General features: G+C 72.1%; 26 protein-coding genes and 1 riboswitch. Of the genes, 6 read left to right on the top strand and 20 right to left on the bottom strand.

All coding sequences use genetic code 11. The annotated features are described in order from the left end of the window. Window positions 1-12: 12 nt before the first annotated feature. Window positions 13-651: an endonuclease III gene (gene nth, locus NFT33_RS13255; RefSeq protein WP_251676000.1), complete on the top strand. Its 639-nt coding sequence runs from the start codon at window positions 13-15 to the stop codon at window positions 649-651. On the opposite strand, the gene NFT33_RS13250 is transcribed toward nth, so the two are convergent. The 17 genes from NFT33_RS13250 to NFT33_RS13170 all read right to left on the bottom strand — a co-directional run bounded on the left by NFT33_RS13250 (window position 642) and on the right by NFT33_RS13170 (window position 17,121). Then, window positions 642-1,454, bottom strand: a complete 813-nt coding sequence (locus tag NFT33_RS13250; RefSeq protein WP_251675997.1) for an ABC transporter substrate-binding protein — start codon at window positions 1,452-1,454, stop codon at window positions 642-644. The two genes, nth and NFT33_RS13250, sit on opposite strands and share 10 nt — an antisense overlap. A gap of 14 nt (window positions 1,455-1,468) precedes the next feature. Next, complete coding sequence (gene bioB, locus NFT33_RS13245; protein WP_251675995.1) at window positions 1,469-2,506, bottom strand: biotin synthase BioB; 1,038 nt, start codon at window positions 2,504-2,506, stop codon at window positions 1,469-1,471. A gap of 59 nt (window positions 2,507-2,565) precedes the next feature. Further along, window positions 2,566-3,282, bottom strand: coding sequence for a dethiobiotin synthase (gene bioD, locus NFT33_RS13240; protein WP_251675992.1), 717 nt, complete (start codon window positions 3,280-3,282; stop codon window positions 2,566-2,568). Further along, window positions 3,272-4,684, bottom strand: coding sequence for an adenosylmethionine--8-amino-7-oxononanoate transaminase (gene bioA, locus NFT33_RS13235; protein WP_259373340.1), 1,413 nt, complete (start codon window positions 4,682-4,684; stop codon window positions 3,272-3,274). The genes bioD and bioA overlap by 11 nt, the downstream gene beginning before the upstream one ends. Window positions 4,685-4,700: 16 nt before the next feature. Continuing rightward, window positions 4,701-5,096, bottom strand: coding sequence for an aspartate 1-decarboxylase (gene panD, locus NFT33_RS13230; protein ID WP_149504179.1), 396 nt, complete (start codon window positions 5,094-5,096; stop codon window positions 4,701-4,703). Window positions 5,097-5,196: 100 nt separating this feature from the next. Next, window positions 5,197-5,742 carry a histidine phosphatase family protein gene (locus NFT33_RS13225; RefSeq protein ID WP_251675990.1) on the bottom strand — a complete coding sequence of 182 codons (546 nt, stop codon included), beginning with the start codon at window positions 5,740-5,742 and terminating at the stop codon, window positions 5,197-5,199. An 11-nt stretch (window positions 5,743-5,753) separates the two neighbouring features. Continuing rightward, window positions 5,754-6,545 (bottom strand): adenosylcobinamide-GDP ribazoletransferase, encoded by a 792-nt coding sequence (locus tag NFT33_RS13220; protein WP_251675989.1) that lies wholly within the window; start codon window positions 6,543-6,545, stop codon window positions 5,754-5,756. Window positions 6,546-6,561: 16 nt separating this feature from the next. Then, window positions 6,562-7,626, bottom strand: coding sequence for a nicotinate-nucleotide--dimethylbenzimidazole phosphoribosyltransferase (cobT, locus tag NFT33_RS13215; protein ID WP_251676016.1), 1,065 nt, complete (start codon window positions 7,624-7,626; stop codon window positions 6,562-6,564). A 68-nt stretch (window positions 7,627-7,694) separates the two neighbouring features. After that, on the bottom strand, window positions 7,695-9,173 hold the full coding sequence (locus NFT33_RS13210) for a cobyric acid synthase (RefSeq protein ID WP_251675987.1): 1,479 nt from the start codon (window positions 9,171-9,173) through the stop codon (window positions 7,695-7,697). Between the two features lie 12 nt (window positions 9,174-9,185). Continuing rightward, entirely contained in the window at window positions 9,186-10,331 is a 1,146-nt protein-coding gene (locus tag NFT33_RS13205) for an aminotransferase class I/II-fold pyridoxal phosphate-dependent enzyme (protein ID WP_251675985.1), read from the bottom strand. Between the two features lie 4 nt (window positions 10,332-10,335). Continuing rightward, on the bottom strand, window positions 10,336-11,340 hold the full coding sequence (gene cbiB / locus NFT33_RS13200; RefSeq protein ID WP_251675982.1) for an adenosylcobinamide-phosphate synthase CbiB: 1,005 nt from the start codon (window positions 11,338-11,340) through the stop codon (window positions 10,336-10,338). 5 nt (window positions 11,341-11,345) lie between these two features. Then, window positions 11,346-11,915 (bottom strand): cob(I)yrinic acid a,c-diamide adenosyltransferase, encoded by a 570-nt coding sequence (gene cobO / locus NFT33_RS13195; protein WP_251675980.1) that lies wholly within the window; start codon window positions 11,913-11,915, stop codon window positions 11,346-11,348. Window positions 11,916-11,956: 41 nt separating this feature from the next. Further along, window positions 11,957-12,781: an ABC transporter ATP-binding protein gene (locus tag NFT33_RS13190; protein WP_251675978.1), complete on the bottom strand. Its 825-nt coding sequence runs from the start codon at window positions 12,779-12,781 to the stop codon at window positions 11,957-11,959. Then, window positions 12,781-13,791 (bottom strand): FecCD family ABC transporter permease, encoded by a 1,011-nt coding sequence (locus NFT33_RS13185; protein WP_251675977.1) that lies wholly within the window; start codon window positions 13,789-13,791, stop codon window positions 12,781-12,783. Before NFT33_RS13185 ends, NFT33_RS13190 begins: the two co-directional genes overlap by 1 nt. Then, window positions 13,788-14,636: an ABC transporter substrate-binding protein gene (locus tag NFT33_RS13180; RefSeq protein WP_251675975.1), complete on the bottom strand. Its 849-nt coding sequence runs from the start codon at window positions 14,634-14,636 to the stop codon at window positions 13,788-13,790. The genes NFT33_RS13185 and NFT33_RS13180 overlap by 4 nt, the downstream gene beginning before the upstream one ends. Continuing rightward, window positions 14,633-15,205 carry a bifunctional adenosylcobinamide kinase/adenosylcobinamide-phosphate guanylyltransferase gene (locus NFT33_RS13175; RefSeq protein ID WP_149504186.1) on the bottom strand — a complete coding sequence of 191 codons (573 nt, stop codon included), beginning with the start codon at window positions 15,203-15,205 and terminating at the stop codon, window positions 14,633-14,635. The genes NFT33_RS13180 and NFT33_RS13175 overlap by 4 nt, the downstream gene beginning before the upstream one ends. Before the next feature lie 20 nt (window positions 15,206-15,225). After that, a complete protein-coding gene (locus NFT33_RS13170) occupies window positions 15,226-17,121 on the bottom strand; it encodes a TonB-dependent receptor domain-containing protein (RefSeq protein WP_251675973.1) in 1,896 nt (631 codons plus the stop codon). Window positions 17,122-17,206: 85 nt separating this feature from the next. Beyond that, window positions 17,207-17,449: riboswitch (cobalamin riboswitch) on the bottom strand. A 108-nt stretch (window positions 17,450-17,557) separates the two neighbouring features. On the opposite strand from NFT33_RS13170, the gene NFT33_RS13165 reads away from it, so the two are divergent. The 3 genes from NFT33_RS13165 (at window position 17,558) to NFT33_RS13155 (ending at window position 19,137) form a co-directional block, all read left to right on the top strand. Continuing rightward, entirely contained in the window at window positions 17,558-17,791 is a 234-nt protein-coding gene (locus NFT33_RS13165) for a cell division protein ZapB (protein ID WP_037483244.1), read from the top strand. A gap of 2 nt (window positions 17,792-17,793) precedes the next feature. Continuing rightward, window positions 17,794-18,126, top strand: coding sequence for a cell division protein ZapA (locus NFT33_RS13160; RefSeq protein WP_149505299.1), 333 nt, complete (start codon window positions 17,794-17,796; stop codon window positions 18,124-18,126). Window positions 18,127-18,324: 198 nt separating this feature from the next. Continuing rightward, complete coding sequence (locus NFT33_RS13155; protein WP_251675971.1) at window positions 18,325-19,137, top strand: sulfite exporter TauE/SafE family protein; 813 nt, start codon at window positions 18,325-18,327, stop codon at window positions 19,135-19,137. Here NFT33_RS13155 and NFT33_RS13150 read toward each other — a convergent pair whose 3' ends face one another. The 3 genes from NFT33_RS13150 to NFT33_RS13140 all read right to left on the bottom strand — a co-directional run bounded on the left by NFT33_RS13150 (window position 19,138) and on the right by NFT33_RS13140 (window position 23,091). After that, window positions 19,138-20,457: a methyl-accepting chemotaxis protein gene (locus NFT33_RS13150; RefSeq protein ID WP_251675968.1), complete on the bottom strand. Its 1,320-nt coding sequence runs from the start codon at window positions 20,455-20,457 to the stop codon at window positions 19,138-19,140. Between the two features lie 61 nt (window positions 20,458-20,518). Further along, complete coding sequence (locus NFT33_RS13145) at window positions 20,519-22,579, bottom strand: chemotaxis protein CheA (protein WP_251675966.1); 2,061 nt, start codon at window positions 22,577-22,579, stop codon at window positions 20,519-20,521. Between the two features lie 149 nt (window positions 22,580-22,728). Then, window positions 22,729-23,091, bottom strand: a complete 363-nt coding sequence (locus NFT33_RS13140; RefSeq protein ID WP_037483269.1) for a response regulator — start codon at window positions 23,089-23,091, stop codon at window positions 22,729-22,731. Window positions 23,092-23,241: 150 nt separating this feature from the next. Here NFT33_RS13140 and NFT33_RS13135 point away from each other — a divergent pair, with 150 nt between their 5' ends. Further along, a complete protein-coding gene (locus NFT33_RS13135; RefSeq protein ID WP_149504191.1) occupies window positions 23,242-24,399 on the top strand; it encodes a hybrid sensor histidine kinase/response regulator in 1,158 nt (385 codons plus the stop codon). Then, window positions 24,396-25,025: a response regulator gene (locus NFT33_RS13130; RefSeq protein ID WP_173804247.1), complete on the top strand. Its 630-nt coding sequence runs from the start codon at window positions 24,396-24,398 to the stop codon at window positions 25,023-25,025. Before NFT33_RS13135 ends, NFT33_RS13130 begins: the two co-directional genes overlap by 4 nt. The last annotated feature ends 6 nt before the right edge of the window (window positions 25,026-25,031 follow it).

Below are 25,031 nucleotides of genomic sequence, written 5' to 3'. Positions count from 1 at the left end.
GAGACCCTGGAGATGAACTCCGACGCGATCCAGCGTTTCTTTGTCACGCTGCGTGATGCCAATCCGCAACCCGCCTCCGAGCTGGAATACAGCTCGGTGTTCGAGCTGCTGGCGGCCGTGCTGCTGTCGGCGCAGGCCACCGACGTGAGCGTCAACAAGGCGACGCGCCGGCTCTTTCCGGTCGCCAACACGCCCGCCAGGATCGTCGCGCTGGGCGTGGAAGGCGTCGAGGCCTACATCCGCACCATCGGCCTGTTCCGCAACAAGGCGAAGAATCTGGTCGCCACCGCGCGGATCCTGCTGGAGCAGCACGGCGGCCAGGTGCCGCGCAGCCGCGAGGCGCTCGAGGCGCTGCCCGGCGTCGGCCGCAAGACCGCCAACGTGGTGCTCAACGTCGCCTGGGGCGAGCCGACCTGCGCGGTCGACACCCACATCTTCCGGGTCGGCAACCGCACCGGGCTGGCGCCGGGGCGCACGCCCTACGAGGTCGAGATGCAGCTGCTGCGCCGCATCCCGGCCGAGTTCGCCAAGGACGCGCACCACTGGCTGATCCTGCACGGCCGCTATGTCTGCCAGGCCCGCAAGCCGCGCTGCCGCGCCTGCGCGGTGGCGGACTGCTGCGACTTCGACGCGAAGACCGATCAGGCGTGAAGCCGCGCCCAGTCCTGCAGGCGGTGCTGGATCTGGCGCACGCCGTCGGTCAGCGCGGCCGGCCCGGGCTGCAGGATCTCGCTCGACTTGATCTCGAACACCTGCGCGTTCACGACCGCCGGCACGGATTCCCAGCCGGGTCGCGCCATCACCTGCTCCGGCCGGAACTTGCGGCCGCACCAGGAGCCCAGGATCACGTCCGGCGCGCGCCGCACGACCTCAAGCGGGTCGGCGACGATGCGGTCCTTGCCCAGTGATTTCCCCGCCAGCTCGGGAAAGCATTCCTCGCCGCCGGCCAGCACGGTCAGCTCGGACACCCAGCCGATGCCGGTGATGATCGGCTCGTGCCATTCCTCGAAGTAGACCCGCGGGCGGCGCGGCAGCGCGCGGCCGGCCGCGGCCACCGCGTCCAGCCCCTGCTGCAGCTCGGCCAGCAGCGCGGCGGCCTGCGCCTGCGCGCCCACCATCGCGCCGACCATCGCGATCATGCGCAGGATCTCGGCCACCGTGCGCTGGTTGAAGACATGCACCGCCACGCCGGCGCGCACCAGCTGGCTGGCGATGTCGGCCTGCAGGTCCGAGAAGCCCAGCACCAGGTCGGGCTCCAGATCGAGGATCCTGTCGATCTTCGCGCTCAGGTAGGCCGAGACCTTCGGCTTCTCCTGGCGCGCGCGCGGCGGGCGCACGGTGTAGCCGGAAATGCCGACGATGCGCTCCTCCTGGCCGAGCAGGTAGAGCGTCTCGGTCGTCTCCTCGGTCAGGCAGACGATGCGGCGGGGGAACAGGTCGGCGGCGGCGTTCACGGCGGGGGTGGACTTCAGGCGCTGGTCTTCATCCCGAGCTTGTCCAGCAGCGCGCGGTCGCGCTCGGACTGCGGGTTGCCGGTGGTCAGCAGCTTGTCGCCGTAGAAGATCGAGTTGGCGCCGGCCAGGAAGCACAGCGCCTGCACCGCCTCGCTCATCTGCTCGCGGCCGGCCGACAGGCGCACCCGCGCGGTCGGCATCGTGATGCGGGCCACCGCGATGGTGCGCACGAACTCGAGCGGGTCGAGCTTGTCGGTACCGGCCAGCGGCGTGCCCTCGACCTGCACCAGCTCGTTGATCGGCACCGATTCCGGGTACGGCGTCAGGTTGGCGATCTGCGCGACCAGCCCGGCGCGCTCGCGGCGCGACTCGCCCATGCCGACGATGCCGCCGCAGCAGACGTTCATGCCGGCACGGCGCACGTTCTCCAGCGTATCCAGGCGGTCCTGGTAGTCGCGGGTGGAGATGATGCGGCCGTAGGCCTCAGGGGCGGTGTCGAGGTTGTGGTTGTAGTAGTCGAGGCCGGCTTCCTTGAGCGTCTGCGCCTGCGACTCGCTCAGCATGCCCAGCGTGCAGCAGGTCTCCAGGCCCATCGCCTTCACGCCCGAGACCAGCTCGGCGACCTTCTCGATGTCGCGGTCCTTGGGCGCGCGCCAGGCCGCGCCCATGCAGAAGCGGGTCGCGCCCTGGCCCTTGGCGCAGCTCGCGGCCTCCAGCACCGCCTTGATGTCGAGCATCTTGCCGGCCTCGACGCCGGTGTCGTGGTGCACCGACTGCGGGCAGTAGCCGCAGTCCTCGGGGCAGCCGCCAGTCTTGATGGAGAGCAGCGTCGACAGCTGCACCTCGTTGGCGTCGAAGTGCTCGCGGTGGACCTGCTGCGCCTTCCAGAGCAGGTCGTTGAAGGGCAGCGCGAACAGCGCCTCGATCGCCTCGACGCTCCAGCGGGCGTCCGCGGCGGGCTCGGCCGCACGGGCCGGCCGCACCAGCGTGATCGGCTGCGGGGCGTCGGCGGACGGGGCGGCGCAGGCGGACGGGTTCTGGACAAGGCTCATTCGGGAATCTCCAGCGCGGGAACAAGAAGCGCGCAACAGGTCAGGACAGATCGGACGGATCAGGACAGGAAAAGGCTCGGCTGCCAGCCCTGGGGCCAGCGCGAGGCGTGCGGCACGTCGGCCAGCAGCGGCGCCGGAATGTGCCGGCGCAGGAAATCGAGGTTCTCGTCGGCGCAGGCCATCGCCGGGTCGATGCGGTTGGCGACCCAGCCGGCCAGCGTCAGGCCGCGCGCACGCACCGCCTCGACCGTCAGCAGCGCATGGTTCAGGCAGCCCAGGCGCAGGCCGACCACCAGCACCACCGGCACACCCAGGGCCTGCGCCAGATCGGCACCGGTCAGCAGCGGCGCGCCGGGCGCAGGATCGCCATCGCCCTCGTCCAGCGGCACGAGAAAGCCGCCGGCGCCCTCGACGATCACCCGGTCGGCCTGCGCGAGCAGCGCGCGGTGCGCCGCGACGAGCGGCGCCAGCGTGATGCGCCGGCCGGCGCGGCGCGCCGCCAGATGCGGCGACAGCGGATCGGGCAGGCAGAACGGATTGACCAGCGCCGGATCGGCCGCGACATTGCCGGCCGCCTGCAGCGTCAGCACATCGCCGCAGGCCAGCGAGCCGTCGGGCTGCGGATCGATCCCGGCGGCCACCGGCTTCATGCCGACCGCGCGCAGTCCGGCCTGCGCCGCGCCGCGCAGCAGCGCCGCACTCACCAGCGACTTGCCGACGCCGGTGTCGGTGCCGATCACGAAGACCGAGCGGAGATCAGACTGATCAGACCGCATCGATCGCTCCGGTGCCGGACGGGGCGGCCGAGGGCGCGGGCGCGACCTCGCCCTCCTGCGCCAGCGTGGCCTCGAGCGCCTCCAGCGCGGTGCGCGCCAGGAAGGCACCGCTGCCGTCCTCGCCCGCGGGGTCGATCGCATAGGGCGGCATCAGGTAGAGCGTGCGGCCGATCGGGCGCAGCAGCAGGCCGCGCTCCAGCGCCGCGCGGCCGTAGCGGCGCGCGAAGTCGGGCAGCGTCGTGTCGATGTCCCAGGCCCAGATCATGCCGGTGCGCCGGGCGTGGCGCACCCGCGGGTGGGCGTGCAGCGGCGCCAGCCGGGCGTCGAGCGCGGCCGCCGTCTCGCGGTTGCGCGCCAGCACCGCCTCGCGCTCGAAGAGGTCGAGCACCGCCAGCGCCGCGCGGCAGGCCAGCGGGTTGCCGGTGTAGGAATGCGAGTGCAGGAAGCCGCGCGCGACCTCGTCGTCCCAGAAGGCGCGGTAGACCGCATCGGTGGTCAGCACGGCCGACAGCGGCAGCATGCCGCCGGTCAGGCCCTTGGACAGGCACAGGAAGTCCGGCCGGATGCCGGCCTGCTGGTGCGCGAACAGCGTGCCGGTGCGGCCGAAGCCGACCGCGATCTCGTCGAGCACCAGATGCACCCGCCAGCGGTCGCACAGCTCGCGCACTCGGCGCAGGTAGACCGGATCGTGCATCGCCATGCCGGAGGCGCACTGCACCAGCGGCTCCAGGATGACCGCGGCGGTCTGCGCGTGGTTCGCCTCCAGCCAGACGGCCAGTGCGGCGGCGGCCCGCTCGGCCACGTCGGCGGCGCTTTCGCCCGCACGGGCACCGCGGGCATCGGGGCTGTCGACGGTGGCGGCCAGGCGCACCAGCGGCGCATAGGCGTCGCGGAAGATGCCCAGGTCGGTGACCGCCAGCGCGCCCACCGTCTCGCCGTGGTAGCCGCCGGCCAGGCCGACGAAGCGGGTCTTGTCCGGCTCGCCCTGGTTGCGCCAGGCGTGCGCGCTCATCTTCAGCGCGATCTCGGTGGCCGAGGCGCCGTCGCTGCCGTAGAAGGCATGGCCCAGGCCGGTGAGCGCGCCCAGCCGCTCGGACAGCTCCACCACCGGCGGATGGGTGAAGCCGGCCAGCATGACGTGATCGAGCCGGCCGAGCTGGTCGACCAGCGCCTCGCGCAGCGCCGGGTGGTTGTGGCCGAACAGGTTGACCCACCAGGAGCTGATGCCGTCGAGGATGCGGCGCCCCTCGGCGTCATGCAGCCAGACGCCCTCGGCGCGCACCACCGGCACCAGCGGCAGGCCGGGCCGGCCGCCGGGCTGGCCCTCGTGCAGCTTCATCTGGGTGCAGGGATGCCACACCGCGCGCAGGCTGCGAGCGCGCCAGTCGTCGTTCAGGCTCACGTCGGCCGGTCCTTCTTCAGCGCAGCGGCGAGGTCTGCTCCGGGTTCTCCGGATGCGAGCGCAGCTCCTTCACCTGGTTCTTCTCGTCCATGAAGACGAGCCTGGGCTCGTGGGCGGCCACGCCCTCCTCCGCCACCAGGCCGAAGGCGGCGATGATGATCAGGTCGCCGACCGAGGCGCGGCGCGCCGCCGAGCCGTTCAGCGAGAAGATGCCGCTGCCGCGCGGCGCCTTGATCGCATAGGTGACGAAGCGCTCGCCGTTGTTGATGTTCCAGATGTGGATCTGCTCGTTCTCGCAGAGGTTGGCGGCGTCCATCAGGTCCTCGTCGATGCCGCAGGAGCCTTCGTAGTGCAGCTCGCAGTGAGTGACGGTGGCGCGATGGATCTTGGACTTCAGCAGCGTGCGGAACATGGCGGTCGGGGTCGGATGAGTCGGTCGGAGGCGGCGGATGGTAACGGCTGGCGGGGCGATTCGCCGCAGTCCGGTCGAGTCGGACGGCCGTAATTATTAATCACAAAAGGGTCGCCACACGAATGGCCCCATGACGCGGTGGCGCCGGCCAGTCGGCGGCCGTGGGCGAGCCCGGTCGGCCGTGCAGCGCCAGCGCGTTCATCCAGCCGGCGTGCCCGACCGCCAGCACCGGCCGGTCGGCCGCAGCCAGACGCATCAGCACGCCGGCGACCCGCTCGCGCAGCCGGTCCAGCGACTCGCCGCCGCCGGGCGCGTGGCCGGCAAAGTCGGCCTCCCACGCCGCCACCTCGGCCCAGGCGATCTCGCGCCAGGGCCGGCCGTCCCAGCTGCCGAAGTCCAGCTCGATCAGGCCGGGTTCGATGCGGTGGGTCCAGCCCCAGCGGCGCAGCCAGCGCCCGACATCGCGCCCGCGCCGCAGCGGCGAGGTCAGGATCTCGCGTGGCAGGCCGTGGCGGCGCGCGTGCTGGCGGATGCGGTGCGCCAGACGGCGGGCCTTGCGCGGATCGACCGGCAGGTCGGTGCGACCCAGGCAGCGGCCGGCGGCGCCGACCGGCTTCGGATGCCGCCAGATGTGCAGTTCGTTCATGCGCTCCCCCGTCAGGCCACGCCCAGCGCCGCCAGCCAGCCCAGCAGGCCGGCGACCTCGCCGAGCTGCTGCGAGGCGCCCAGCGTGTCGCCGGTGTAGCCGCCCAGGCGCTGCCGGTACCAGCGCGCGCACCAGACCGTCATCGCGGCCATGGCGCCCGCGCCGGCCAGCACAGGCAACGCGCCGACCCACGCCGCCGCGCCCGCGCACAGCGCCAGCGCCACCGCGATCACCCAGCCCAGGCCGCCGCCGGAGATCTGCTGCGCCATCGGCTTGGCCTTGGCATGCTCCGGATCGCCCGCATAGGGCAGCGCACGCAGCAGCAGCACCGGCGCCACCCGCGACAGGCCGTGCGCCCAGACGGTCGCCAGCGCGGCGGCCGTCAGGTCCTGCGCGGCCAGCCCGTGCAGCGCCGCGGCCTTCAGCCCCAGCACGCCGACCAGACCGAGCGCGCCGTAGCTGCCCAGGCGCGAGTCCTTCATGATGGTGAGCGCGCGCTCGCGGCTGACGCTGCCGCCCAGGCCGTCGCAGGTGTCGGCCAGACCGTCCTCATGGAAGCCGCCGGTCATCCAGACGGTGGCCGCCATCGACAGGCCGACCGCCACCGGCAGCGGCCACAGCCCGGCCGCGCCCAGCAGCACCGCCGCACCGACCGTGCCGACGCACAGCCCGACCAGCGGATAGTGGCGCGAGCTGGCGTGCATCCACTCCGGCGACCAGCCGACCCAGGCCGGCACCGGCACGCGGGTGAAGAACTGCAGCGCCACGAAGAACAGGCGCAGCTCGTGCAGCAGCAGGCTCATCGGGCGGTTTCCAAGCTCAGGCCTCGCGGTCGGACACGCCCGCCGCCTCGAAGCTGGCCATCTCGGCCAGGATGCGGCAGGCCGACTCCAGCAGCGGCCAGGCCAGCGCCCCGCCCGAGCCCTCGCCCAGGCGCAGACCCAGCGCCAGCAGCGGCTCGGCCTCCAGGCGGGCGAGCATCAGCCGGTGGCCGCTCTCGTCGGACTGGTGCGAGAACACGCAGCGCTGCAGCACCGCCGGCGCCAGCCGGGAGGCCACCAGCACCGCGCTGCTGACGATGAAGCCGTCGACGACGATGACGCGGCGCTCCTGCGCGGCCTGCAGCACCGCGCCGACCATCATCGCGATCTCGAAGCCGCCCAGCGCTGCCAGCGCGGCCAGCGCATCGCTCGCGTCGGCATGACGCGCCAGCACCTGGCGCAGGATCTCGGTCTTGCGCACCAGCGCCGGGCCGTCGACGCCGGTGCCGCGGCCGGTGCAGCGGTCGATCGACTCGCCGGTCAGGCGCGCCATCAGCAGCGCCGCCGCCGAGGTGTTGCCGATGCCCATCTCGCCCAGCAGCAGCGCATTGCCCGGCAGGCTGCGCACCACGCCGGCGCCGGTCTCGATCGCGGCGACGCATTCGGCCAGCGACATCGCCGGCTCCTGCAGCGCGTCGGCGGTGCCCCAGCCGATCTTGCGCGAGATCAGGCCCGGACGCGGCGCGAACTCGTGCTTGACGCCCGCATCGACCACCGACAGCGCCAGCCCGTGCTGGCGCGCCAGCACGCTGACCGCCGCGCCGCCGGCCAGGAAGTTCTCGACCATCTGCCAGGTCACGTCGCTCGGGAAGGCGGAGACGCCGCGCGCAGCCAGGCCGTGGTCGGCGGCAAACACCACCATCTGCGGATGCTGGAGCTGCGGGCGCTCGCTGCCCTGGATCAGCGCCAGCTTCAGTGCCAGCGACTCCAGCCGGCCCAGCGAGCCCTGCGGCTTGGTCTTGCGGTCGAGCGCGAGCTGCACGCGCTCCTGCAGCGCCTCGTCATGCAGGTCGGCGACATCGAGCAGCCCGGCGAGTGCGGTGCGGGCGGAGGAGAGGTCCATCGTCATCGGTCTTGTCCTTTGTGCTTCTCGGGGGGACAGGGGAAACAGGGAGCGTGCGGTCCAGCGGATCAGCGGATCAGCGCCTCGAGCGTGTCCGGCGCGACATGGCGGTCGAGGAAGTCGGCCAGGCCGTCGAAGACGGCGTCGAGCGTGCGCACCTGCGCGCCGAACAGCGCGCGCAGCACCGCCGGCGACTCGAACAGGCCGTGCGCGTACAGGCCCAGCACCGGGCCGCGCTGCCAGCCCAGCACCTCGCCGGCGGCGTTGCGCAGCGCCACCGCGGGCGCGGGCAAATCGGCATGCGGCGCGGTGCGGCCGTGGTGGATCTCGTAGCCGTCGAAGCGCACGCCCGAGAGCGCGGCCCACGGCCCCGACAGCGCGGCGAAGGTGGCCTGCGTCGGCGCCAGCAGCTTGTCGGGCTCGAACAGCGTCACCAGCGGCAGCAGGCCCAGGCCGGGGCCGTTGCTTTCGCCGCCGGGCGAGTCGATGCCGTGCAGGTCGACCAGCGCCTCGCCCAGCATCTGCAGGCCGCCGCAGATGCCCAGCACCGCGCCGCCCGCGGCCGCATGGCGCGCGATCGCCGCGTCGAGCCGCTGCGCGCGCAGCCAGGCCAGGTCGGCGCCGGTGTGCTTGGAGCCGGGCAGGATGATCCAGTCGACGCCGTCCAGATCATGCGGATGGCGCGCCCAGCTCAGCCGCACGCCGGCCAGGTTGCGCAGCGGCTGGAACTCGTCGAGGTTGCTCAGCCGCGGATAGGCCACCACCGCCACCCGCAGCGGGCGCGCCGCCGCGGCGCCACCGGTGCTGCGGTCGTCGAAGACGCCGTCTTCTTCGGGCAGGCCGTGCTCGCGCCACATCGGCAGCACCGCCAGCGTCGGCACGCCGGTGAGCTGCTCGAGCATTTCCGGCCCCGGCGAGAGCAGGCCCGCGTCGCCGCGGAAGCGGTTGAGCACGAAGCCGCGGATCAGCGCACGCTCGTCGGGGGGCAGCAGCTGGTGCGTGCCGTAGAGGTGCGCGAAGGCGCCGCCGCGGTCGATGTCGGTCACCAGCAGGCAGGCGGCCTGGGCGGCGCGCGCGGTGCGCATGTTGACATAGTCGCTGGCGTGCAGATTGATCTCGGCGGGCGAGCCGGCGCCTTCGATCACGACCAGATCATGCTCGGCCTGCAGCGAGGCCAGCGCCTGGCGCGCATGCGGCCACAGCGCCTCGCTGCGCCGGCGCCACGGCACCTCGGCCAGGTCGCGGCGCACCTCGCCCATCACCACGACCTGGCTGCGGGTGTCGGCCTCGGGCTTGAGCAGCACGGGGTTGTGGCGCACCTCGGGCGGGATGCATGCGGCCAGCGCCTGGAAATACTGCGCGCTGCCGATCTCGCCCATGCGCCCGCCCGGCGCCGGCACGACCCGCGCGTTGTTGCTCATGTTCTGCGCCTTGAATGGCGCCACCCGCAGGCCGCGCCGCGCATACCAGCGGCACAGCGCGGTGGCCAGCCAGCTCTTGCCCGCCCCGCTGGTGGTGCCCAGCACCATGATCGCCTTGCCCGTCATCGTCCGTGTGTCCTAGTAGGTCGACAGCGACTGGAAACCCGACTGCCGCACCGTCGGCACGAAGCTGGACTCGCCGATCACCTGGCGCCAGAGCTGCGACAGCGCCTGCTGCGAGGGCGGCGCCTGCACGCTGACGCGCACCCAGCCCGGCAGGCCCATCGAGCTGCAGTCGCGCAGCTTCAGCCCGAGCGTGCGCAGCTCCGGCAGCAGCCGCACCGGATGGGCGGGATCCTCCTGCGCCTGCGCCGGATCGTCCCAGCGCCCCCAGCGCGCCAGATAGAAGGGCGTGACGCTGGCGCGGCAGGTCCAGCCCAGGCGCCGGTGGCACAGGTCGAGCTGCTGACGGCGCCAGCTGCGCAGGATGTGCAGGCTGGCGCGCACCCAGGACTGGGCCTCGTCGCTGGCCCAGGCGCTCAGCATCGCCACTCCGTGCGCGCCCAGCGGCCAGGACGGCGCCAGCCGGTCGAGCTGCTGCTGCAGCCAGTCGACCAGCTCGGCGGTGACCGCGCCGCGCTCCGGCGCCACCGCATAGGCGCCGCGCACGCCGGTCAGGCCCAGCGCCTTGTTCGGCGACCACAGCTGCCAGGCATGCGGCGAGAGTTCCGGCGCCTCGCCGTCCAGGCGCAGCGGCGCATAGGCGCGGTCGACCACCAGCACCGAGTCGGTCGGGTCGAAGTCCGGTGCCGGAGCGGCGTCGCCGGCCGGGCTGCCCGGCTCGGTGTGCCAGATCAGATAGGGCGGCGAGTCGACAGGCAGCTCGCTGGCGCGCCAGGGCTGCAGCCCCAGCGCATGCGCCGCGGCGGCATATTCGCCATAGGCGTAGTCGGGCACCTGCACCCGCGCGCCCGGCTTGAGCATCGCGATCGCCAGCGTCATGCGGCGGATGAACTCGCTGGCGCTGGCGGCGATCACGATGCGCGCCGGATCGACCTGATGCAGCTGGCCGAGCTGGCGCCGCAGCGCGCTGAAGGTCGGATCGGGATAGCGCCGGGCATCGACCTGGCGCACCATTTCCAGCGCCATCGGCGCCGGCCCGCAGGCATTGGCATTGGTGGAGAAGTCCCAGCGCGGCACGCCGTGGGCATCGGACCCGCCATGCGTGCGCGCGAAATCGTGCAGGGACGAGGTGATTTGATTGTCGTGGTGCAGCGTCGTCATGGGCTCAGGCCGGCCCCCCGGCCAGCCGTGTCAGCATCATCAGCGCGCCCGCCACCAGTCCGCCCGCGAGCACGCCCGTCCAGATCCGCGCGGCCGAGCGGGCCAGCCGCAGCGCCTGCACCAGGTCCGCGGCCTCGGGAGATCGTCCAGCGGCATGCAGAGCATAGACGCCCGGCTTGCGCAATCTGACATCCAGACGTAACGCCATCGCGCCCATCGGCCAGCCGCCGTTGGGCGACGGGGTGCATGCGGCCTCGCGGGCCAGCCGGGACCACTGGCGCGGGCGCCAGGCCGGGCGCAGCAGCAGCGCGGCGGTCAGCCGCGCGGTCGGCCAGGACAGCAGATCGTCGGCGCGCGCCGCCCACTTGCCCGCCCACTCCCAGGCGCCGCGGTAGCCCCACATCGCATCGGCGGTATTGGCGAAGCGGTAGAGCACCGCACCCGGCAGTCCGGCCAGCGCAAACCAGGCCAGCGGCGCCACCACCGAGTCGTTGAGGTTCTCGGCCAGCGTCTCGATCGCCGACTCGCGCACCTCGCCGGCATCGAGCCGCGTCACGTCGCGGCTGACCAGCCAGGCCAGCCGGGCGCGCCCGGCCTCGAGCGACTGCGCCAGCGCCGCCTCCACCGCGGCGACCTCGTCGCACAGCATGCGGCAGGCGAACAGCGGCTTGAGCGCCAGCGCCAGCAGCCCCAGCGCCAGCGGCCCCGGCAGCGTGACGATCCAGCGCTGCAGCGCCCAGGCCGCGCCGGCCAGCGCCGCGGCAATCAGCAGCCACGACAGCGCGCCGCCCGCGAAGGCCGCCGCCGGCGCACGATCCCGCCAGAAGCGCCCGACCGGCCCGAGCAGCCGTCCCAGCCAGGCGACCGGATGCCAGCGGTCGGGCGGCTCGCCGAAGCGACGGTCCAGCGCCCAGGCCAGCAGCAGCGCGCCGGCCTGCAGCAGCGGCCACGGCCAGGGCGAGCCCAGCAGCGCGGTCAGCCACTCCGGCAGCGGCAGCGACAGCGGCATGCGCCTCAGTCCTCGATGCCGCGCTGCGCCGGCACGCCGGCCTGGTAGTGGTGCTTGACCAGGCGCATCTCGGTCACGGTGTCGGCCAGATCGACCAGCTCCTGCGGCGCATTGCGCCCGGTCAGCACCACATGCACATGATCGGGGCGCTCGCGCAGCGCCGCCAGCACCGGCTCCAGCGGCACCCAGCCATAGCGCAGCGGGTACATGATCTCGTCGAGCACCACCAGGAAATGCGCGCCGGCGCGGATCGTCGCCTCGGCACGCGCCCAGCCGTCACGGGCGAGCTGCGCGGAATGCTCCAGATCCCTGCTCTTCCAGCTGAAGCCGTCGCCCAGGCCCTCGATCGGCACGCCGAGCTGCTCGAACATGCGGTGCTCGCCGAAGCGCGCGCTGGGCACCTTCATGAACTGGTAGATCTTCACCGGCTTGCCGCGGCCGTGCGCGCGCAGCGCCAGGCCGAAGGCGGCCGTGCTCTTGCCCTTGCCGTCGCCGGTGTGGACCAGGATCAGGCCGCGGCGCTCGCCCTCGGGCTTCTGGCGGTCGCGCTCGACCGGGGGGGATTCGATCTGCATGGTCTGGATTCGCTATTCGCTTCGATTCGAGTCAGGGGGAATCAGAGCCGCGGCAGCGCGACCCACTGGACTTCGGCAGCAGCCGCAGCCTCGGTGGCGCCTGCGTTCACCGGCACCGCCTCGATGCGGATCGCGCCGCCGAAGACCTCGACCAGCGTGCGCTGCACCAGCGGGTCGCCGGGCTGGCCGATCGCGTGGATCTGGCCGGCGGCCATCACCACCAGCCGGTCGGCGGCCAGCGCCAGGCTCAGCTCGTGCAGCACCGCGACGATGGTGCGGTTCTCCTGGCGGGCGAGCCGGGCCATCTGCCGCACCAGCGCCACCTGATGCGGCGGGTCGAGATGGGTGGTCGGCTCGTCGAGCAGCAGCACCGGCGACTGCACCGCCAGCGCGCGCGCCAGCAGCACCCGCTGGCGCTCGCCGCCGGACAGCTCGGCCAGGCGGCGGTGGCGCCAGGCGGTGCATCCGGTGGCCTGCATCGCCTGGCGGACCGCCTGCTCGTCGCGCCCGCGCGCCAGGCCGAACAGGCCGAGATGCGGCAGCCGGCCCAGCCGGACCACATCGATCACCGTCAGGTCGCCGCCGGCCTCGCCCTGCTGCGCCAGCCAGGCCAGCCGGCGCGCGCGCTGCGGCGCCGGCCAGTCGGCCAGCGGGGCCCGGTCGAGCCGGACCTCGCCGTGCTCGAGCGGCTGCAGCCCGGCCAGCGCACGCAGCAGCGTCGACTTGCCGGCACCGTTGGGTCCGACGATCGCGGTCCAGCCCGGGCCGAAGTCCAGGTCGATGTCGCGCAGCACCGTGCGATCGCCCAGGCGCACCTGCAGGCGGCGGGCGCTGAGCATCGGATCGGACACGAAGGGGCCGCCCATCAGCCCGTCCTCCGGCGCTGCAGCAGCCACAGCAGATAGGAGCCGCCGAGCACCGCGGTCAGCACGCCGACCGGCAGCTCCTGCGGCGCGATCAGCCAGCGCGAGAGCACATCGGCGCCCATCAGCAGCACGCCGCCCATCGCCGCGCTGGCCACCAGGCCGTAGCCGTGCGTCGCCTGCACGAAGCGGCGCACCAGATGCGGCGCCACCAGGCCGACGAAGGCCACCATGCCGGCCTGCGCGACCGCGGTGCCGGTGGCCAGCGCCATCAGCGCGACCATCACCAGCCGCAGCCGCGGCAGCGACAGCCCGAGGCTGGTGGCGCTGTCCTCGCCCAGCGACAGCGCATCGAGCACCCGCGCCAGCCGCCAGGCCAGCGGCAGCGCCGCCAGCAGCGCCAGCAGCAGCAGCAGGCAGGACGGCCAGCCGAGAAATCCGGTCGTGCCCAGCAGGAAGGCCTGCTTGCCGCGCAGCGCGTCCGGGTCGAGCGTGGTCAGCAGATCGTTGAAGGCGCCCAGCACCACGCCGACCACCACCCCGGCCAGCAGCAGCCGGGTGGTGTGGGTCGCGCCCCGGGCCAGCATCAGCGTCAGCGACACGCCCAGCAGGGCACCGCAGAAGGCCGCACCGACCAGCCCGAACCGCGCCAGCCAGCCGGCCGCCCCGCCCCCGAGCACCGCCGATCCGGCGGTCAGCACCAGCACCACACCGAGCGAGGCCCCCGCGGCCGAGCCCAGCAGATAGGGATCGGCCAGCGGATTGCGGAACAGCCCCTGCGCGATCGCGCCGGCCAGGCCGAACAGCGCGCCGGTCAGCCAGGCGCCCAGCGTGCGCGGCAGACGGATCTGGCCCAGCACCAGTCCGGCCGAACCGTCGTCGAACAGGGCCTGCAGCGCCGAGAAGCTGGCGCCCTCGCTGCCGATCAGCAGCCCGGCCAGCAGCCCGATCAGCGACAGCAGCGCCAGCCCACGGGCCAGCAGCCGCCGGCGATGGCGTTCCTCGAGGCTCATTCGCGCAGGGCCGTCAGGCAGTCGGCGACCAGTTCGGCCGCCTCGCCCAGGCGCGGGCCAGGCCGCACCAGGGTGTCATAGCGATCGGCCGGAAAGGCACAGCGCCGGCCCGACTGCAGCGCCTTCAGCCCGGCCCAGCCCGGCCGGCGCGGCATGTCGGCGATGTGGCGCTCGACCGCCATCACCACATCGGGCGCGGCGCGCACGACGAATTCGGGATTGAGCTTCGGAAAGGGACCGAGTTCGGCCGGCACGATGTTGACCAGGCCGAAGCGCTGCAGCAGCTCGCCGATGAAGGAGCTGCGCCCGGCCGCATAGGGCGCCGAGTCGACCTCGAAATAGACGCTGCGCCCGCGCCAGCCGGCCGGCACCCGGGCGACGGCCCGCTCGACCTGCGCGTCGATGCGCGCCCACAGCGCCGTGCCCTGCCCGGGCCGGCCCAGCAGCACCGCGATCGTCTCGGCGGTGCGCCGCGCCTCCTCGGTGGTGCGCGACTCCAGCACCACCACCTTCAGGCCGAGCGACTGCAGCCGCTCGACCGCGCGGCTCGACGGCACGGCCAGCACCACATCGGGCCGCAGGCCGACGATGCGCTCGATCTGCGGATCATCCATGCCGCCCAGGCGCGGCAGCCGCTCGACCCGGGCCGGCCAGCTGGAATAGCGGTCGACGCCGACCAGACGCTCGCACTCGCCCAGCGCGCAGACGGTCTCGGTCAGCGAGGGCATCAGCGAGACGATGCGCCGCGGCGGCACCGACGAAGCCGGGGCCTGGGCCTGAACCACCGGCCACGCCGCCAGCAGCGGCAGCAGCGCGGCGCAGGCCCGCAGGACCGTGCGCCTCACCGCCGCACCGCCATCTCGAGCCCGGCCACCATCAGCGTGACCCGCGCACAGACCGCCGCCACCTGCTGGTGCAGCCGCCCGAGCGCATCGACGAAGTGCCGGGCCTCGCGCGACAGCGGCGCCAGGCCCAGGCCGATCTCGTTGGAGACCAGCACCACCGGACCCGGCGCCTGCTGCAGGGCCGCAGCCAGCGCGTCGCAGGCGGCCTGCCAGCGCGTCGCGTCGGCCGGCTCGCCCTCGAGCGGCATCAGCCAGCGGGTGGTCCACAGCGTCAGGCAGTCGACCAGCACCAGGGTGTCGGGCGCGGCATGGCGGCGCAGCGCGGCGGCCAGATCGAGGCAGTCCTCGTCGGTCGCCATCGCCGGCACCCGCTCCAGGCGATCGAGGCGGTGGCGCTCGATGCGCTCGCGCATCTCGCCGTCGCCGGCCAGCGCGGTGGCCAGCAGCACCGCACGGCGCCCGGGCGCGCCGGCCAGCCAGTCGGCCGCGCGACGCTCGCCACAGCGCGACTTGCCGCTGCGCTGGCCGCCCAGGATGAATTCGCAGCGCTGATGGTTCTCCATTCTCATCGCCCGATCATCGCTCAGGCTCAGCGCGGGCTGTAACGCAGCGTGAGATGCAGCTCGCGGCCCGGCTGGTTGTAGCCCCAGGCGGTCTCGTACTGGCGGTCGAACAGGTTGTTCAGCCGCGCGCCCAGCGACCAGTCGCGCTGGAACTGCCACTGCGCGTTCAGGTCGGCCACCGCGTAGCCGGCCAGACGGAGGGTGTTGGCGGCGTTGTCGTAGCGATGGCTGCGCGCCTGCAGGCCGGCGCCGACGCTCCAGGCGCCCAGATCGACATCGGCCGACAGCCGGGCCTGGTTGCGCGCGCGGCGCGGCAGCAGCTTGTCGTGGTTGGCGCTGCCCTCGGTGGCATTGCGCGGGTCCAGATGGTCGTAGGCGGCACCGACCCGCACCGGGCCGAAGCGGCCGTCGTAGGCCAGCGTCACGCCGCGGCTCTCGACATAGGGCAGATTGGTCGGGTTGGCGCCCTGGGTGATGTAGCCGCGCACCCGGTTGCCGAACAGCGTCGCGCTGATGCTCTGCTCGCCCACGGTGTAGCGCAGGCCCAGCTCGGCATGGCGGCCTTCCTCCGGCGCCAGCGCCGGGTTGCCATACGACGGCCAGTAGAGCTGGTTGAAGCTCGGCGCGACGAAGCTGGTGCCGAGCTGGGCGCTCAGGCGCAGCGCATCGCTCAGCGCCAGGCCGTAGCCGAGGTTGCCGGTGGTCTGGTCGCCGTACTGCGAGTTGCGGTCATGGCGCACGCCGGCCTGCACGGTGTGCGCACCCAGCGCCACGCGGTAGCCCAGCGCGCCGCTGCGCACGGTGCGCTCGGTCACCTCGTAGTTGCCGCCCGGCTTGCTGACCTTCTGCTTCAGATGCTCGGCCACCACCAGCAGCGAGCCGACCGGCAGCGCGAAGGTGTTGTCCCAGCTCAGCTGCTGCTGCACCGTGGCGATGGTGCCCAGATCGGTCCAGGGCGAGGCCGAGGCCTGCGTCTCGTAGTCGTTGGCGCTGCGGGCGATGCGCAGCACCGTCGACCAGCCCTTGACCACCTCGCCGCTGGCATCGACCGAGGCGACCTGGGTGCGCAGGCCGGCGCGCGAATCGGCGCCCGGGCCGTCATCGAAGCCGGTGCGCGATTCCGACTGCAGCAGCCGGGCATTGAGCTGCCAGCCCTGCGGCAGGCGCAGGCCGAGCTGGGCGCTGCCGGCGTTCTGGTTGAAGCCGTCCGGATCCGGGTTGTGGCTGCCGAACAGCACCCGCTCATTGGTCGACGAGAAGCCGCGGTTCTCGGTGTGAATCAGCTGGACCGCGCCGTTCCAGAGGCCGTCGTCGAAGCTCAGACCGGCACTGCCCTGGGCATGGCGCTTGCTGCCGACGGTCAGCGCACCGTTGCCGCGCAGGCCCTGGCCCGGCTGGGCGCGGCGGGTGAAGACCTGCACCACGCCGCCGACCGCATCGCTGCCGTACAGGCTGGAGAGCGGGCCGCGCACGATCTCGATGCGCTCGATGTCGCCCAGCGGCAGGTTGTCGAAGTCGGCCTGGCCGAGCGTCGCCGAACCGTAGCGCACGCCATCGACCAGCAGCAGCACATGACGCGCCTCCATGCCGCGCATGAAGATCGAGCTGGACTTGCCCAGACCGCCATTGGAGGTGAACTGGATGCCCGGCTGCTGCGCCAGCACCTCGGCCAGCGTGCGGCCGGACTGGAGCGCCAGATCCTCGGCGGTCAGCACCGTCACGTCGGCGATGCTGCGATCGGCCTGGATCGGGCTGCGGGTGGAGGTCACCACCACGGCGGGCAGCGAGGCCGCCGCGGTGGCCACGGCCGGGGCGGACTGGGCGGCAGCGCCCAGCGGCAGGCACAGCATCAGCGCTGCGGCGGCAGCAGTGGCGCGCAGGCGCGTTTCGGGCAGACGGCTGCCGACGGAGAGCTTGGACATGATGGAACGGTGTCAGGATCGTGCATGCCAGCGTCCCCGCAGGCCTCGCACCTCATGGCCCGCCGGCGCCGCGACCGGCGCGGCATCGACAGACCCCCTGTTGGCCGGTATCCGGGCTGACGGACGAACCCGCTGCGACCCTTCCCGGCATCGCCTGGATGCCAGTGGTTCATGTGCGCAGGGGCAGAGAGCCGCCGAGGCTCTCGTCCGCTTACCGTTGCGGGGGCAGCACAGGTTGGGCCGACCCGGCGGGTCTTGACCTTCCTGTTTCCCGTTTAACCCGCCGACCAGATCCGGTCAGGCGAGCACCAACAGCGTGAATTGTAAACATTGCGGCGGTGCACCACTACAATCGGACCCTTCCGGCGCCCTCGCCTGTGGCGTTCGCGCCAACACGATGCAGCGGCACCGACCGCCCCGACAGCACAGCAGCGCAATGTCCACACTCGAAGACCTCGCCGACCGGATAGAACGGCTGATCCTTCGCCACGAAGAGCTCAAGCGCGCCAATGCCCAGCTCGAGCAGCAGCTCACCGCGGTCGCGGCCGAGCGGGACAACCTGCGCTCGCGCTATGCGGCCGCGCGCAACCGCATCGACGCGCTGCTCGAGCGGCTGCCCGCCGGCGATGTCGACACCCATGAACGCGGCGCCTCGGGAGGCGGGGTATGAGCATGAAGCAGATGGAAGTCAGCATCATGGGCCAGATCTATCTGCTGGCCTGCCCGGAAGGGGGGGACGCGGTGCTGGCCGAGGCGGTGACCCGGGTCGACCGCGAGATGTGCGCGATCCGCGATGCCGGCCGGGTCAAGGCACGCGAGCGCATCGCGGTGCTGGCGGCGCTGAACATCGCCTACGCGCTGAGCGAGCTGCGCCACTCGGGCGGCACCCCGATGCCGCTGCCGCCCCCGCCGCCGCCCGCGCCGCCGCCGATCACCATCGATGTCGACGGCCTGGTGCGGCGCATCGAAGCCAGCCTCGGCGCCGAGGGAATGAAGCTAGAATGATCCCTGTCCGTCGCGTCCGCGGGGGTTTTATATTTCCTTGAACCGATGCTCTCGCGAGCCCGGGCCTGGAACATTGTCCGGCTGGTGCGATCGTCTCGCGTCAGATGAACCCGAAGCCGGACTGACCTCGCCCACCTGAATCCCCTGGGTTCAGGAATGCGGCCCTCGGTTCGCGATGGACACCTCCCCTCCACCACGATGAACCTCGACCCGATGCTGGTCGCCCAGCTGCTCGTTCTCGGCAGCTGCACCGGTTTTCTCGCCGGCCTGCTAGGCATCGGCGGCGGCATGCTGATCGTGCCCTTCATGACGCTGATCCTGTCCGCCCGCGGCGTGGAGTCGGCGCTGGCGGTCAAGATGGCGATCGCCACCTCGATGGCCACCATCGTCTTCACCTCGATCTCGAGCGTGCGCGCCCACCACCGACGCGGCGCGGTGCGCTGGGATCTGGTGCGGCGCATCGCGCCGGGCATCGCGGTCGGCGGGCTGATCGCCGGTGCAGGCGCTTTTGCCGCGCTGCGCGGCACGACGCTGGCGCTGGTCTTCGCGGTCTTCGTCGCCTTCTCGGCCACGCAGATGCTGCGCAACCGTCAGCCGGCACCGTCGCGGCAGATGCCCGGCACCGCGGGCAGCCTGGGCGCGGGCACGCTGATCGGCTTCATCTCCGGACTGGTGGGGGCCGGCGGCGGCTTCATCTCGGTGCCCTTCATGACCTGGTGCAATGTCGCGATGCACCACGCGGTGGCGACCTCGGCCGCGCTGGGCCTGCCGATCGCGCTGGCCAACACCGTCGGCTACCTGATCGGCGGCTGGTCGATGCCGGCACCCCTGCCGGGAGCGCTGGGCTGGCTGTGGCTGCCGGGCCTCGGGCTGATCGCCTGCGCCAGCGTGCTGACCGCGCCGCTGGGCGCACGGGCCGCCCATGCACTGCAGGTCGCGCAGCTCAAGCGCGCCTTCGCGCTGGTGCTCTACCTGCTGGCGCTCTACATGGGCGGGAAGGCGCTGGGCTGATCAGAAGGATTCCCACTGCTCGGTCGAGCCGGTCTCGGCCACCGGCGCGGGTGCCGGCGCGGCCTTGCGCTCGGCGGCGGGCGGCGGGGGCGGTGCCGGCCGGCTGACCGGCGCCGACACAGGCGTCGCTGCGGTGCGGGCCACCGGCGCTGCAGCGGCACGCGCAGCCGATTTCGGCTTCGGTGCCGGCGACACGGACGGCACCCGGCTGCCACTGCTGCCACCGCCCGTTCCCAGCTGGAAGCTCTTGACGCCGGCCGCCAGCGTCGCGGCCTGACGGCGCAGGCTGTCGGCGGCAGCCGCGCTCTCCTCGACCAGCGCGGCGTTCTGCTGCGTCATCTGGTCGAGCTGGCCGACCGCGGCGCTGACCCGGCCCAGCTCGGTGCTCTGCTCGCTGGTCGAGGCGGTGATCTCGCTGATCAGGTCGCTGACACGCTGCACGCCGCTGACGATGTCGCTCATCGCCCGGCCGGCGTCATGGACCAGATGCGTGCCAGCACCGACCTTGTCGACGCTGGCCCCGATCAGGGTCTTGATCTCCTTGGCCGCATGGGCGCTGCGCTGCGCCAGGTTGCGCACCTCGCCGGCCACCACCGCAAAGCCGCGGCCCTGCTCGCCGGCCCGGGCGGCCTCCACCGCCGCGTTCAGCGCCAGGATGTTGGTCTGGAAGGCGATGCCGTCGATCACGCCGATGATCTCGGCGATCTTGCGGCTGGAGGCGCTGATCTCCTCCATGTTGCTGACCACCTGGGTCATCACGTCGCCACCGCGCTGGGCGGCGCTGGAGGCCTGGCCGGCCAGCTCGTTGGCGAGCTGGGCCGAATCGGCGGTCTGGCGCACCGTCTCGCTGAGCTGCTCCATCGAACTGGAGGTCTGCTGCAGCGAGCCGGCGGTCTGCTCGGTGCGCATCGACAGCTCCTGGTTGCCGGCCGCGATCTGCGTGCTGGCAGTGCCGACCGCATCGGTCGATTCGCGGATGCTGCCGACGATCGCACCGACCGCATCCTGCATGCGCAGCAGCGCACGCAGCAGCTGCGCGGCCTCGTCCTCGCCGCGGACCTCCAGGCGGGTGCCCAGATCACCCTGGGTGATCGCGTCGGTCAGCTGCTGGGCGCGGGCGATCGGCGCGACGATCGAGGCCGAGTTGATCAGCGTCAGCGGCACGACGACCGCCAGCATCGCCGCCATCGTGCCGAGAATCAGCAGGCGGTCGGCACCGCTCCAGACCATCGCGCCGATGACGGCGAACAGCCCCACCAGCATGGCCACCGCCGCGGCCATGCGCAGTCGGATGGTGAAATTCCAGAACATGTCCTGCATCGCAAGCGCTCCCGGGATTGGTCTGTCGCGTGTCGTGTCGTGAAGGGGCCGGGGCGGCGCGTCAGCGCGCCTGCACCAGCGTGGCGATGTCGAGGATCAGCGCGACCCGGCCGTTGCCGAGAATCGTCGCGCCCGAGACATGCGGGATGCGCTTGTAGTGGGTCTCGAGGTTCTTCACCACGACCTGCTGCTGGCCGATCAGCTCGTCGACGATCAGCGCCGCGCGCGAGCCTTCCGACTCGACGATGACCATGATCGGCTGGGCCGGCGGCTCGTCGCGCCAGACGCCGAAGTGCCCGGCCAGGTCGACCACCGGCAGGTATTCCTCGCGCACCTTGGCGACGCGGTGGTTGTTGCCCAGCGAGCGGATGCGGTCCGGCCCGATCAGGTCGCTCTCGACCACCGAACCCAGCGGCAGGATGTAGACCTCGTCGCCGACGGCCACGCTCATGCCGTCCATGATCGCCAGCGTCAGCGGCAGGCGCACCTTCACGCTCATGCCGCAGCCCGGCGCCGACTCGATGTCGACCCGCCCGCCCAGGCCGAGAATGTTCTTCTTCACCACATCCATGCCGACGCCGCGGCCGGACACGTCGGTGACCTGCTCGGCGGTCGAGAAGCCCGGCTCGAAGATCAGGTTCCAGACCTGGGTGTCGGTCATCGAGTCGGAGGCCTGCAGGCCGCGCTCGATCGCCTTGGAGATCAGCTTCTCGCGCGACAGGCCCTTGCCGTCGTCGCGCACCTCGATCACCACCGAGCCGCCCTGGTGCCAGGCCGACAGCGTGATCGTGCCCACCGCCGGCTTGCCGGCCTGCACCCGCGCCTGCGGCAGCTCGATGCCGTGGTCGCAGGAGTTGCGCACCAGGTGGGTCAGCGGGTCGGTGATCTTCTCGATCAGGCCCTTGTCGAGCTCGGTGGCCTCGCCGTGCGTGACCAGCTCGACCTGCTTGCCCAGCTTGCCCGAGAGATCACGCAGCATGCGCGGGAAGCGGCTGAAGACCGCCGACATCGGGATCATGCGGATCGACATCACCGCGTCCTGCAGGTCGCGCGAGTTGCGCTCCATCAGGTTGATCGCGCTGACCAGCGACTGGTGCACCACCGGGTCGAGCGAGCGGCTGCCCTGGATCAGCATCGCCTGGGTGATGACCAGCTCGCCGACCAGGTTGATCAGCTGGTCGACCTTCTCGACCGAGACGCGCAGCGTCGCCGCATCCGGTGCGGCCGGCGCGCGGTTGCCGCCCTTGGCCGCGCTGGCCGGGGCTGCGGCGGCAGCCGGTGGCGCCGCCGGGGCGGGGGCACCGGCAGGCGGCGGCTCGGGCGCGGCAGAGGGCACGCCGGGATTGCCTTCGTAGAAGCCGAAGCCGGGGCCGGATTCCATCAGATGGACCAGCTTGCGATCGACATGGAAGCTGAACAGGTCGAGCAGATCGTTGTCGGTGCAGCTGGTGATGACGGTGAAGCGGCGCATGCCGTCGACCGGCTCGCCGAAGTCCAGCGGCTTCATCTCGCCGATGCCGGGAATCTCCTCGAAGAGCTCGTGCAGATGGCTGGCCGTCTGCGGCAGCTCGAGCGGTCCGATGCGGACCTCGAGCTCGCGGGTGCCGGCCGGCCTGGGCGCAGCAGTCGGCGCGGCCGCCGCAGGGGCCGCCACCGGTACAGATGCCGGGGCTGCGCTGGCCGCCGCGTCCAGGCTGGCCAGACGGCGGATGTCGGCGACCAGGCCGCTGGTCTCGGGCGCCTCGTCGGTCAGGCCCTGCTGGAAGGACAGCAGACCCCACAGCGCGTCGCCGCCGCGCAGCAGCACATCGACCATCGGCGGCGTCGGCGCCAGCTCGTGGCGGCGCAGCCGGTCGAGCAGCGTCTCCATCTCGTGCGCCAGCGTGGCCACCGCGGTGAAGCCGAAGGTGGCCGCGCCGCCCTTGATCGAGTGCGCGACCCGGAAGATCGCGTTGAGCGTCTCGTCGTCGACCGCGGCCGGATCGAGCGCGAGCAGCAGCTGTTCCATGCTCTGCAGGTTCTCCGCCGCCTCCTCGAAGAAGGTCTGGTGGAACTGCTGCAGGTCGAGGCCGCCGTCGCTGGAACGCGAAGAGGCAGAGCCTTGGGAGAGTCGATCGGCCATGGTGTCGGGGCTTCCTCAGTGAGTGCGCTCGGTGCGGACTCGGTGCGGGCGGCGGAAATCGTCGAACAGGTCCGCAGCCGCGTGACGTGGAGCGCAGCAGACAAGCTGCGGCACCAGGCGCCACGAACGGTGCAGGATCGGGAGGCAGGTCAGCGGATGACCATGCGGATGACCTCGAGCAGCTTCATCGAGTCGAAGGGCTTGACCAGCCAGCCGGTGGCGCCGGCCTCCTTGCCGGCCTTCTTCATGTCGTCGCCCGACTCGGTGGTCAGGATCAGGATCGGCGTGCTCCGGTACTGGGAAGTCTCGCGCAGCTTGCGCGTCAGCGAGGTTCCGTCCATGCGAGGCATGTTCTGGTCGGTCAGCACCAGATCGAACTGCTGGCGGCCGGCCTTTTCCCAGGCGTCGGCTCCGTCGACCGCCTCCACGACCTGATAGCCAGCGCTCTTGAGCGTGAACTGGACCATCTGGCGCATGGAGGGGGAATCGTCGACAGCGAGAATGGATGGCATGAATCTCTCCGGCAGCGGCTCGGCGCTGTTGATGGACACAGAACGGGTGTCGATTGCATCAATTTTTCTCAATCGCCCCTGTCACCGGTGCCGGGATCACGCCTCAAAATCCGGCTCAGTTCCTGACATGTGAAAAAGCGTTGCCCGCCCATGCCCCGTACCCCCCAGCTGCGCCGCCTGCGCCTGCTCCATCTGGAAGATTCGGAGCTGGATCACCAGCTGGTGCTGGCGCACCTGCGCCGCGGCGGCATCGAGCCGTCGATGCAGCGCATCGACACCGAGGGCGCCTTCCTGGCCGCGCTGGACCAGCGCTGGGACGCGGTGATCTCCGACTACAACCTGCCGGGCTTTTCCGGCCTGGTGGCGCTGGAGCTGCTGCGCGAGCGTGATGCGCTGCTGCCCTTCATCCTGGTCTCCGGCGAGATCGGCGAGGACACCGCGGTCGAGGCGATGCGCAACGGCGCCTCCGACTACCTGCTCAAGAGCAACCTGATCCGGCTGGTGCCGGCGCTGCTGCATGCGGTCGAGGTCTGCGAGGGCCTGCGCGCGCGCAAGCGCAGCGACGAGGAGCTGGCCCGCTCGCGCAAGCGCCTGTCGGAGCTGGCGCAGCATCTGCAGACCTCGATCGAGATGGAGCGCGCCGCCATCGCGCGCGAGATCCACGACGACGTCGGCGGCTCGCTGACCGCAGTCAAGTTCGATCTGGCCTGGCTGACGCGTCACGCGCCCAACGGCCCGATGGCCGAGCGCGCGCAGCAGGCGCTGGAGACGGTCAACCACGCGATCGAGGCCAGCCAGCGCATCATGCACAACCTGCGCCCGGCCATTCTCGAGCAGGGCCTGGTGGCGGCGCTGCAGTGGATGACGCAGCGCTTCGAGCGCCGCAACGGCATCATGACCGCCTTCCGCACCAGCCATGACCATCTGCGCCTGCCCCCGGGCGTGCCGCTGGTGGCCTATCGCACCGCGCAGGAGGCGCTGACCAACATCTCCAAGCACGCCCGCGCCACCCGGGTGCAGGTCGACCTGACGGTGGCCGCCGGCGTGCTGTCGCTGGAGATCAGCGACAACGGCCGCGGCCTGTCGAACCAGGACCTCGGCAAGGAGCGCTCCTTCGGCATCCGCGGCCTGCACGAGCGCGCCGACACCGTCGGCGGCTGGATCGACCTGAGCAGTTCGCCCACCGGCACGACGCTGATCCTGTCGGTGCCGCTCGACGTGGTCGGCACCAGCTCGCGTCCCGGCGACACCGACATCGACCTGCCCCTGGGCAGCCCTCACGATCCATCCACCTGGGGAGCGCTATGACCCGCGTCATCCTGTGCGACGACCACGCGCTGATCCGCCGTGGCATCCGCGACACGCTGGCCGAGCAGCCCGACATGCAGATCGTCGGCGAGGCCGGCGAATACGGCGAGCTGCGCACGCTGCTGCGCAGCACCTCCTGCGACGTGCTGGTGCTCGACATCAGCATGCCCGGGCGCAGCGGCCTGGACGTGCTGCATGTGCTCAAGGACGAGGGCTCGCCGATCCGGGTGCTGATCGTCTCGATGTACCCGGAGGACCAGTACGCGCTGCGCGCGCTGCGCGCCGGCGCCTACGGCTATGTCAACAAGGGCGCCGACCCGGCGCAGATCGTCGCCGCCGTGCGCATGGTCGCGCAGGGGCGCAAGTACATCACCGCCGAGATGGCGCAGATGCTGGTCGAGAGCCTGACCACGCCCGCGCCCGAGGCGCCGCACGAGAAGCTCTCCGACCGCGAGCTGCAGACGCTGACGATGATCGCCTCCGGCAAGCGCCTGTCGGACATCGCCGAGGAGCTCTCGCTCAGCCCCAAGACCGTCAGCGTCTACCGCGCGCGCGTGCTGGAGAAGCTGGGCATGGCCAACAACTCCGAGCTGACGGTCTACGCGATCCGCAACGGCCTGGTCTGAGCGCGG

The sequence above is a fragment of the Sphaerotilus sp. FB-3 genome (genome assembly GCF_023706025.1).
Taxonomy (GTDB): Bacteria; Pseudomonadota; Gammaproteobacteria; order Burkholderiales; family Burkholderiaceae_C; genus Sphaerotilus; species Sphaerotilus sulfidivorans.
Note: the sequence above shows the minus strand (reverse complement) of the source record. Positions and strands in the feature narration are given on the sequence as shown.

Coding starts and splice junctions, on each gene's coding strand:
- nth (WP_251676000.1), top strand. CDS start 13: ATGAACTCCGACGCGATCCAGCGTTTCTTTGTCACGCTGCGTGATGCC.
- bioB (WP_251675995.1), bottom strand. CDS start 2,506: ATGAGCCTTGTCCAGAACCCGTCCGCCTGCGCCGCCCCGTCCGCCGAC.
- bioD (WP_251675992.1), bottom strand. CDS start 3,282: ATGCGGTCTGATCAGTCTGATCTCCGCTCGGTCTTCGTGATCGGCACC.
- panD (WP_149504179.1), bottom strand. CDS start 5,096: ATGTTCCGCACGCTGCTGAAGTCCAAGATCCATCGCGCCACCGTCACT.
- NFT33_RS13225 (WP_251675990.1), bottom strand. CDS start 5,742: ATGAACGAACTGCACATCTGGCGGCATCCGAAGCCGGTCGGCGCCGCC.
- NFT33_RS13220 (WP_251675989.1), bottom strand. CDS start 6,545: ATGAGCCTGCTGCTGCACGAGCTGCGCCTGTTCTTCGTGGCGCTGCAG.
- cobT (WP_251676016.1), bottom strand. CDS start 7,626: ATGGACCTCTCCTCCGCCCGCACCGCACTCGCCGGGCTGCTCGATGTC.
- NFT33_RS13210 (WP_251675987.1), bottom strand. CDS start 9,173: ATGACGGGCAAGGCGATCATGGTGCTGGGCACCACCAGCGGGGCGGGC.
- NFT33_RS13205 (WP_251675985.1), bottom strand. CDS start 10,331: ATGACGACGCTGCACCACGACAATCAAATCACCTCGTCCCTGCACGAT.
- cbiB (WP_251675982.1), bottom strand. CDS start 11,340: ATGCCGCTGTCGCTGCCGCTGCCGGAGTGGCTGACCGCGCTGCTGGGC.
- cobO (WP_251675980.1), bottom strand. CDS start 11,915: ATGCAGATCGAATCCCCCCCGGTCGAGCGCGACCGCCAGAAGCCCGAG.
- NFT33_RS13190 (WP_251675978.1), bottom strand. CDS start 12,781: ATGGGCGGCCCCTTCGTGTCCGATCCGATGCTCAGCGCCCGCCGCCTG.
- NFT33_RS13185 (WP_251675977.1), bottom strand. CDS start 13,791: ATGAGCCTCGAGGAACGCCATCGCCGGCGGCTGCTGGCCCGTGGGCTG.
- NFT33_RS13175 (WP_149504186.1), bottom strand. CDS start 15,205: ATGAGAATGGAGAACCATCAGCGCTGCGAATTCATCCTGGGCGGCCAG.
- NFT33_RS13170 (WP_251675973.1), bottom strand. CDS start 17,121: ATGTCCAAGCTCTCCGTCGGCAGCCGTCTGCCCGAAACGCGCCTGCGC.
- NFT33_RS13165 (WP_037483244.1), top strand. CDS start 17,558: ATGTCCACACTCGAAGACCTCGCCGACCGGATAGAACGGCTGATCCTT.
- NFT33_RS13160 (WP_149505299.1), top strand. CDS start 17,794: ATGAAGCAGATGGAAGTCAGCATCATGGGCCAGATCTATCTGCTGGCC.
- NFT33_RS13155 (WP_251675971.1), top strand. CDS start 18,325: ATGAACCTCGACCCGATGCTGGTCGCCCAGCTGCTCGTTCTCGGCAGC.
- NFT33_RS13150 (WP_251675968.1), bottom strand. CDS start 20,457: ATGCAGGACATGTTCTGGAATTTCACCATCCGACTGCGCATGGCCGCG.
- NFT33_RS13145 (WP_251675966.1), bottom strand. CDS start 22,579: ATGGCCGATCGACTCTCCCAAGGCTCTGCCTCTTCGCGTTCCAGCGAC.
- NFT33_RS13140 (WP_037483269.1), bottom strand. CDS start 23,091: ATGCCATCCATTCTCGCTGTCGACGATTCCCCCTCCATGCGCCAGATG.
- NFT33_RS13135 (WP_149504191.1), top strand. CDS start 23,242: ATGCCCCGTACCCCCCAGCTGCGCCGCCTGCGCCTGCTCCATCTGGAA.
- NFT33_RS13130 (WP_173804247.1), top strand. CDS start 24,396: ATGACCCGCGTCATCCTGTGCGACGACCACGCGCTGATCCGCCGTGGC.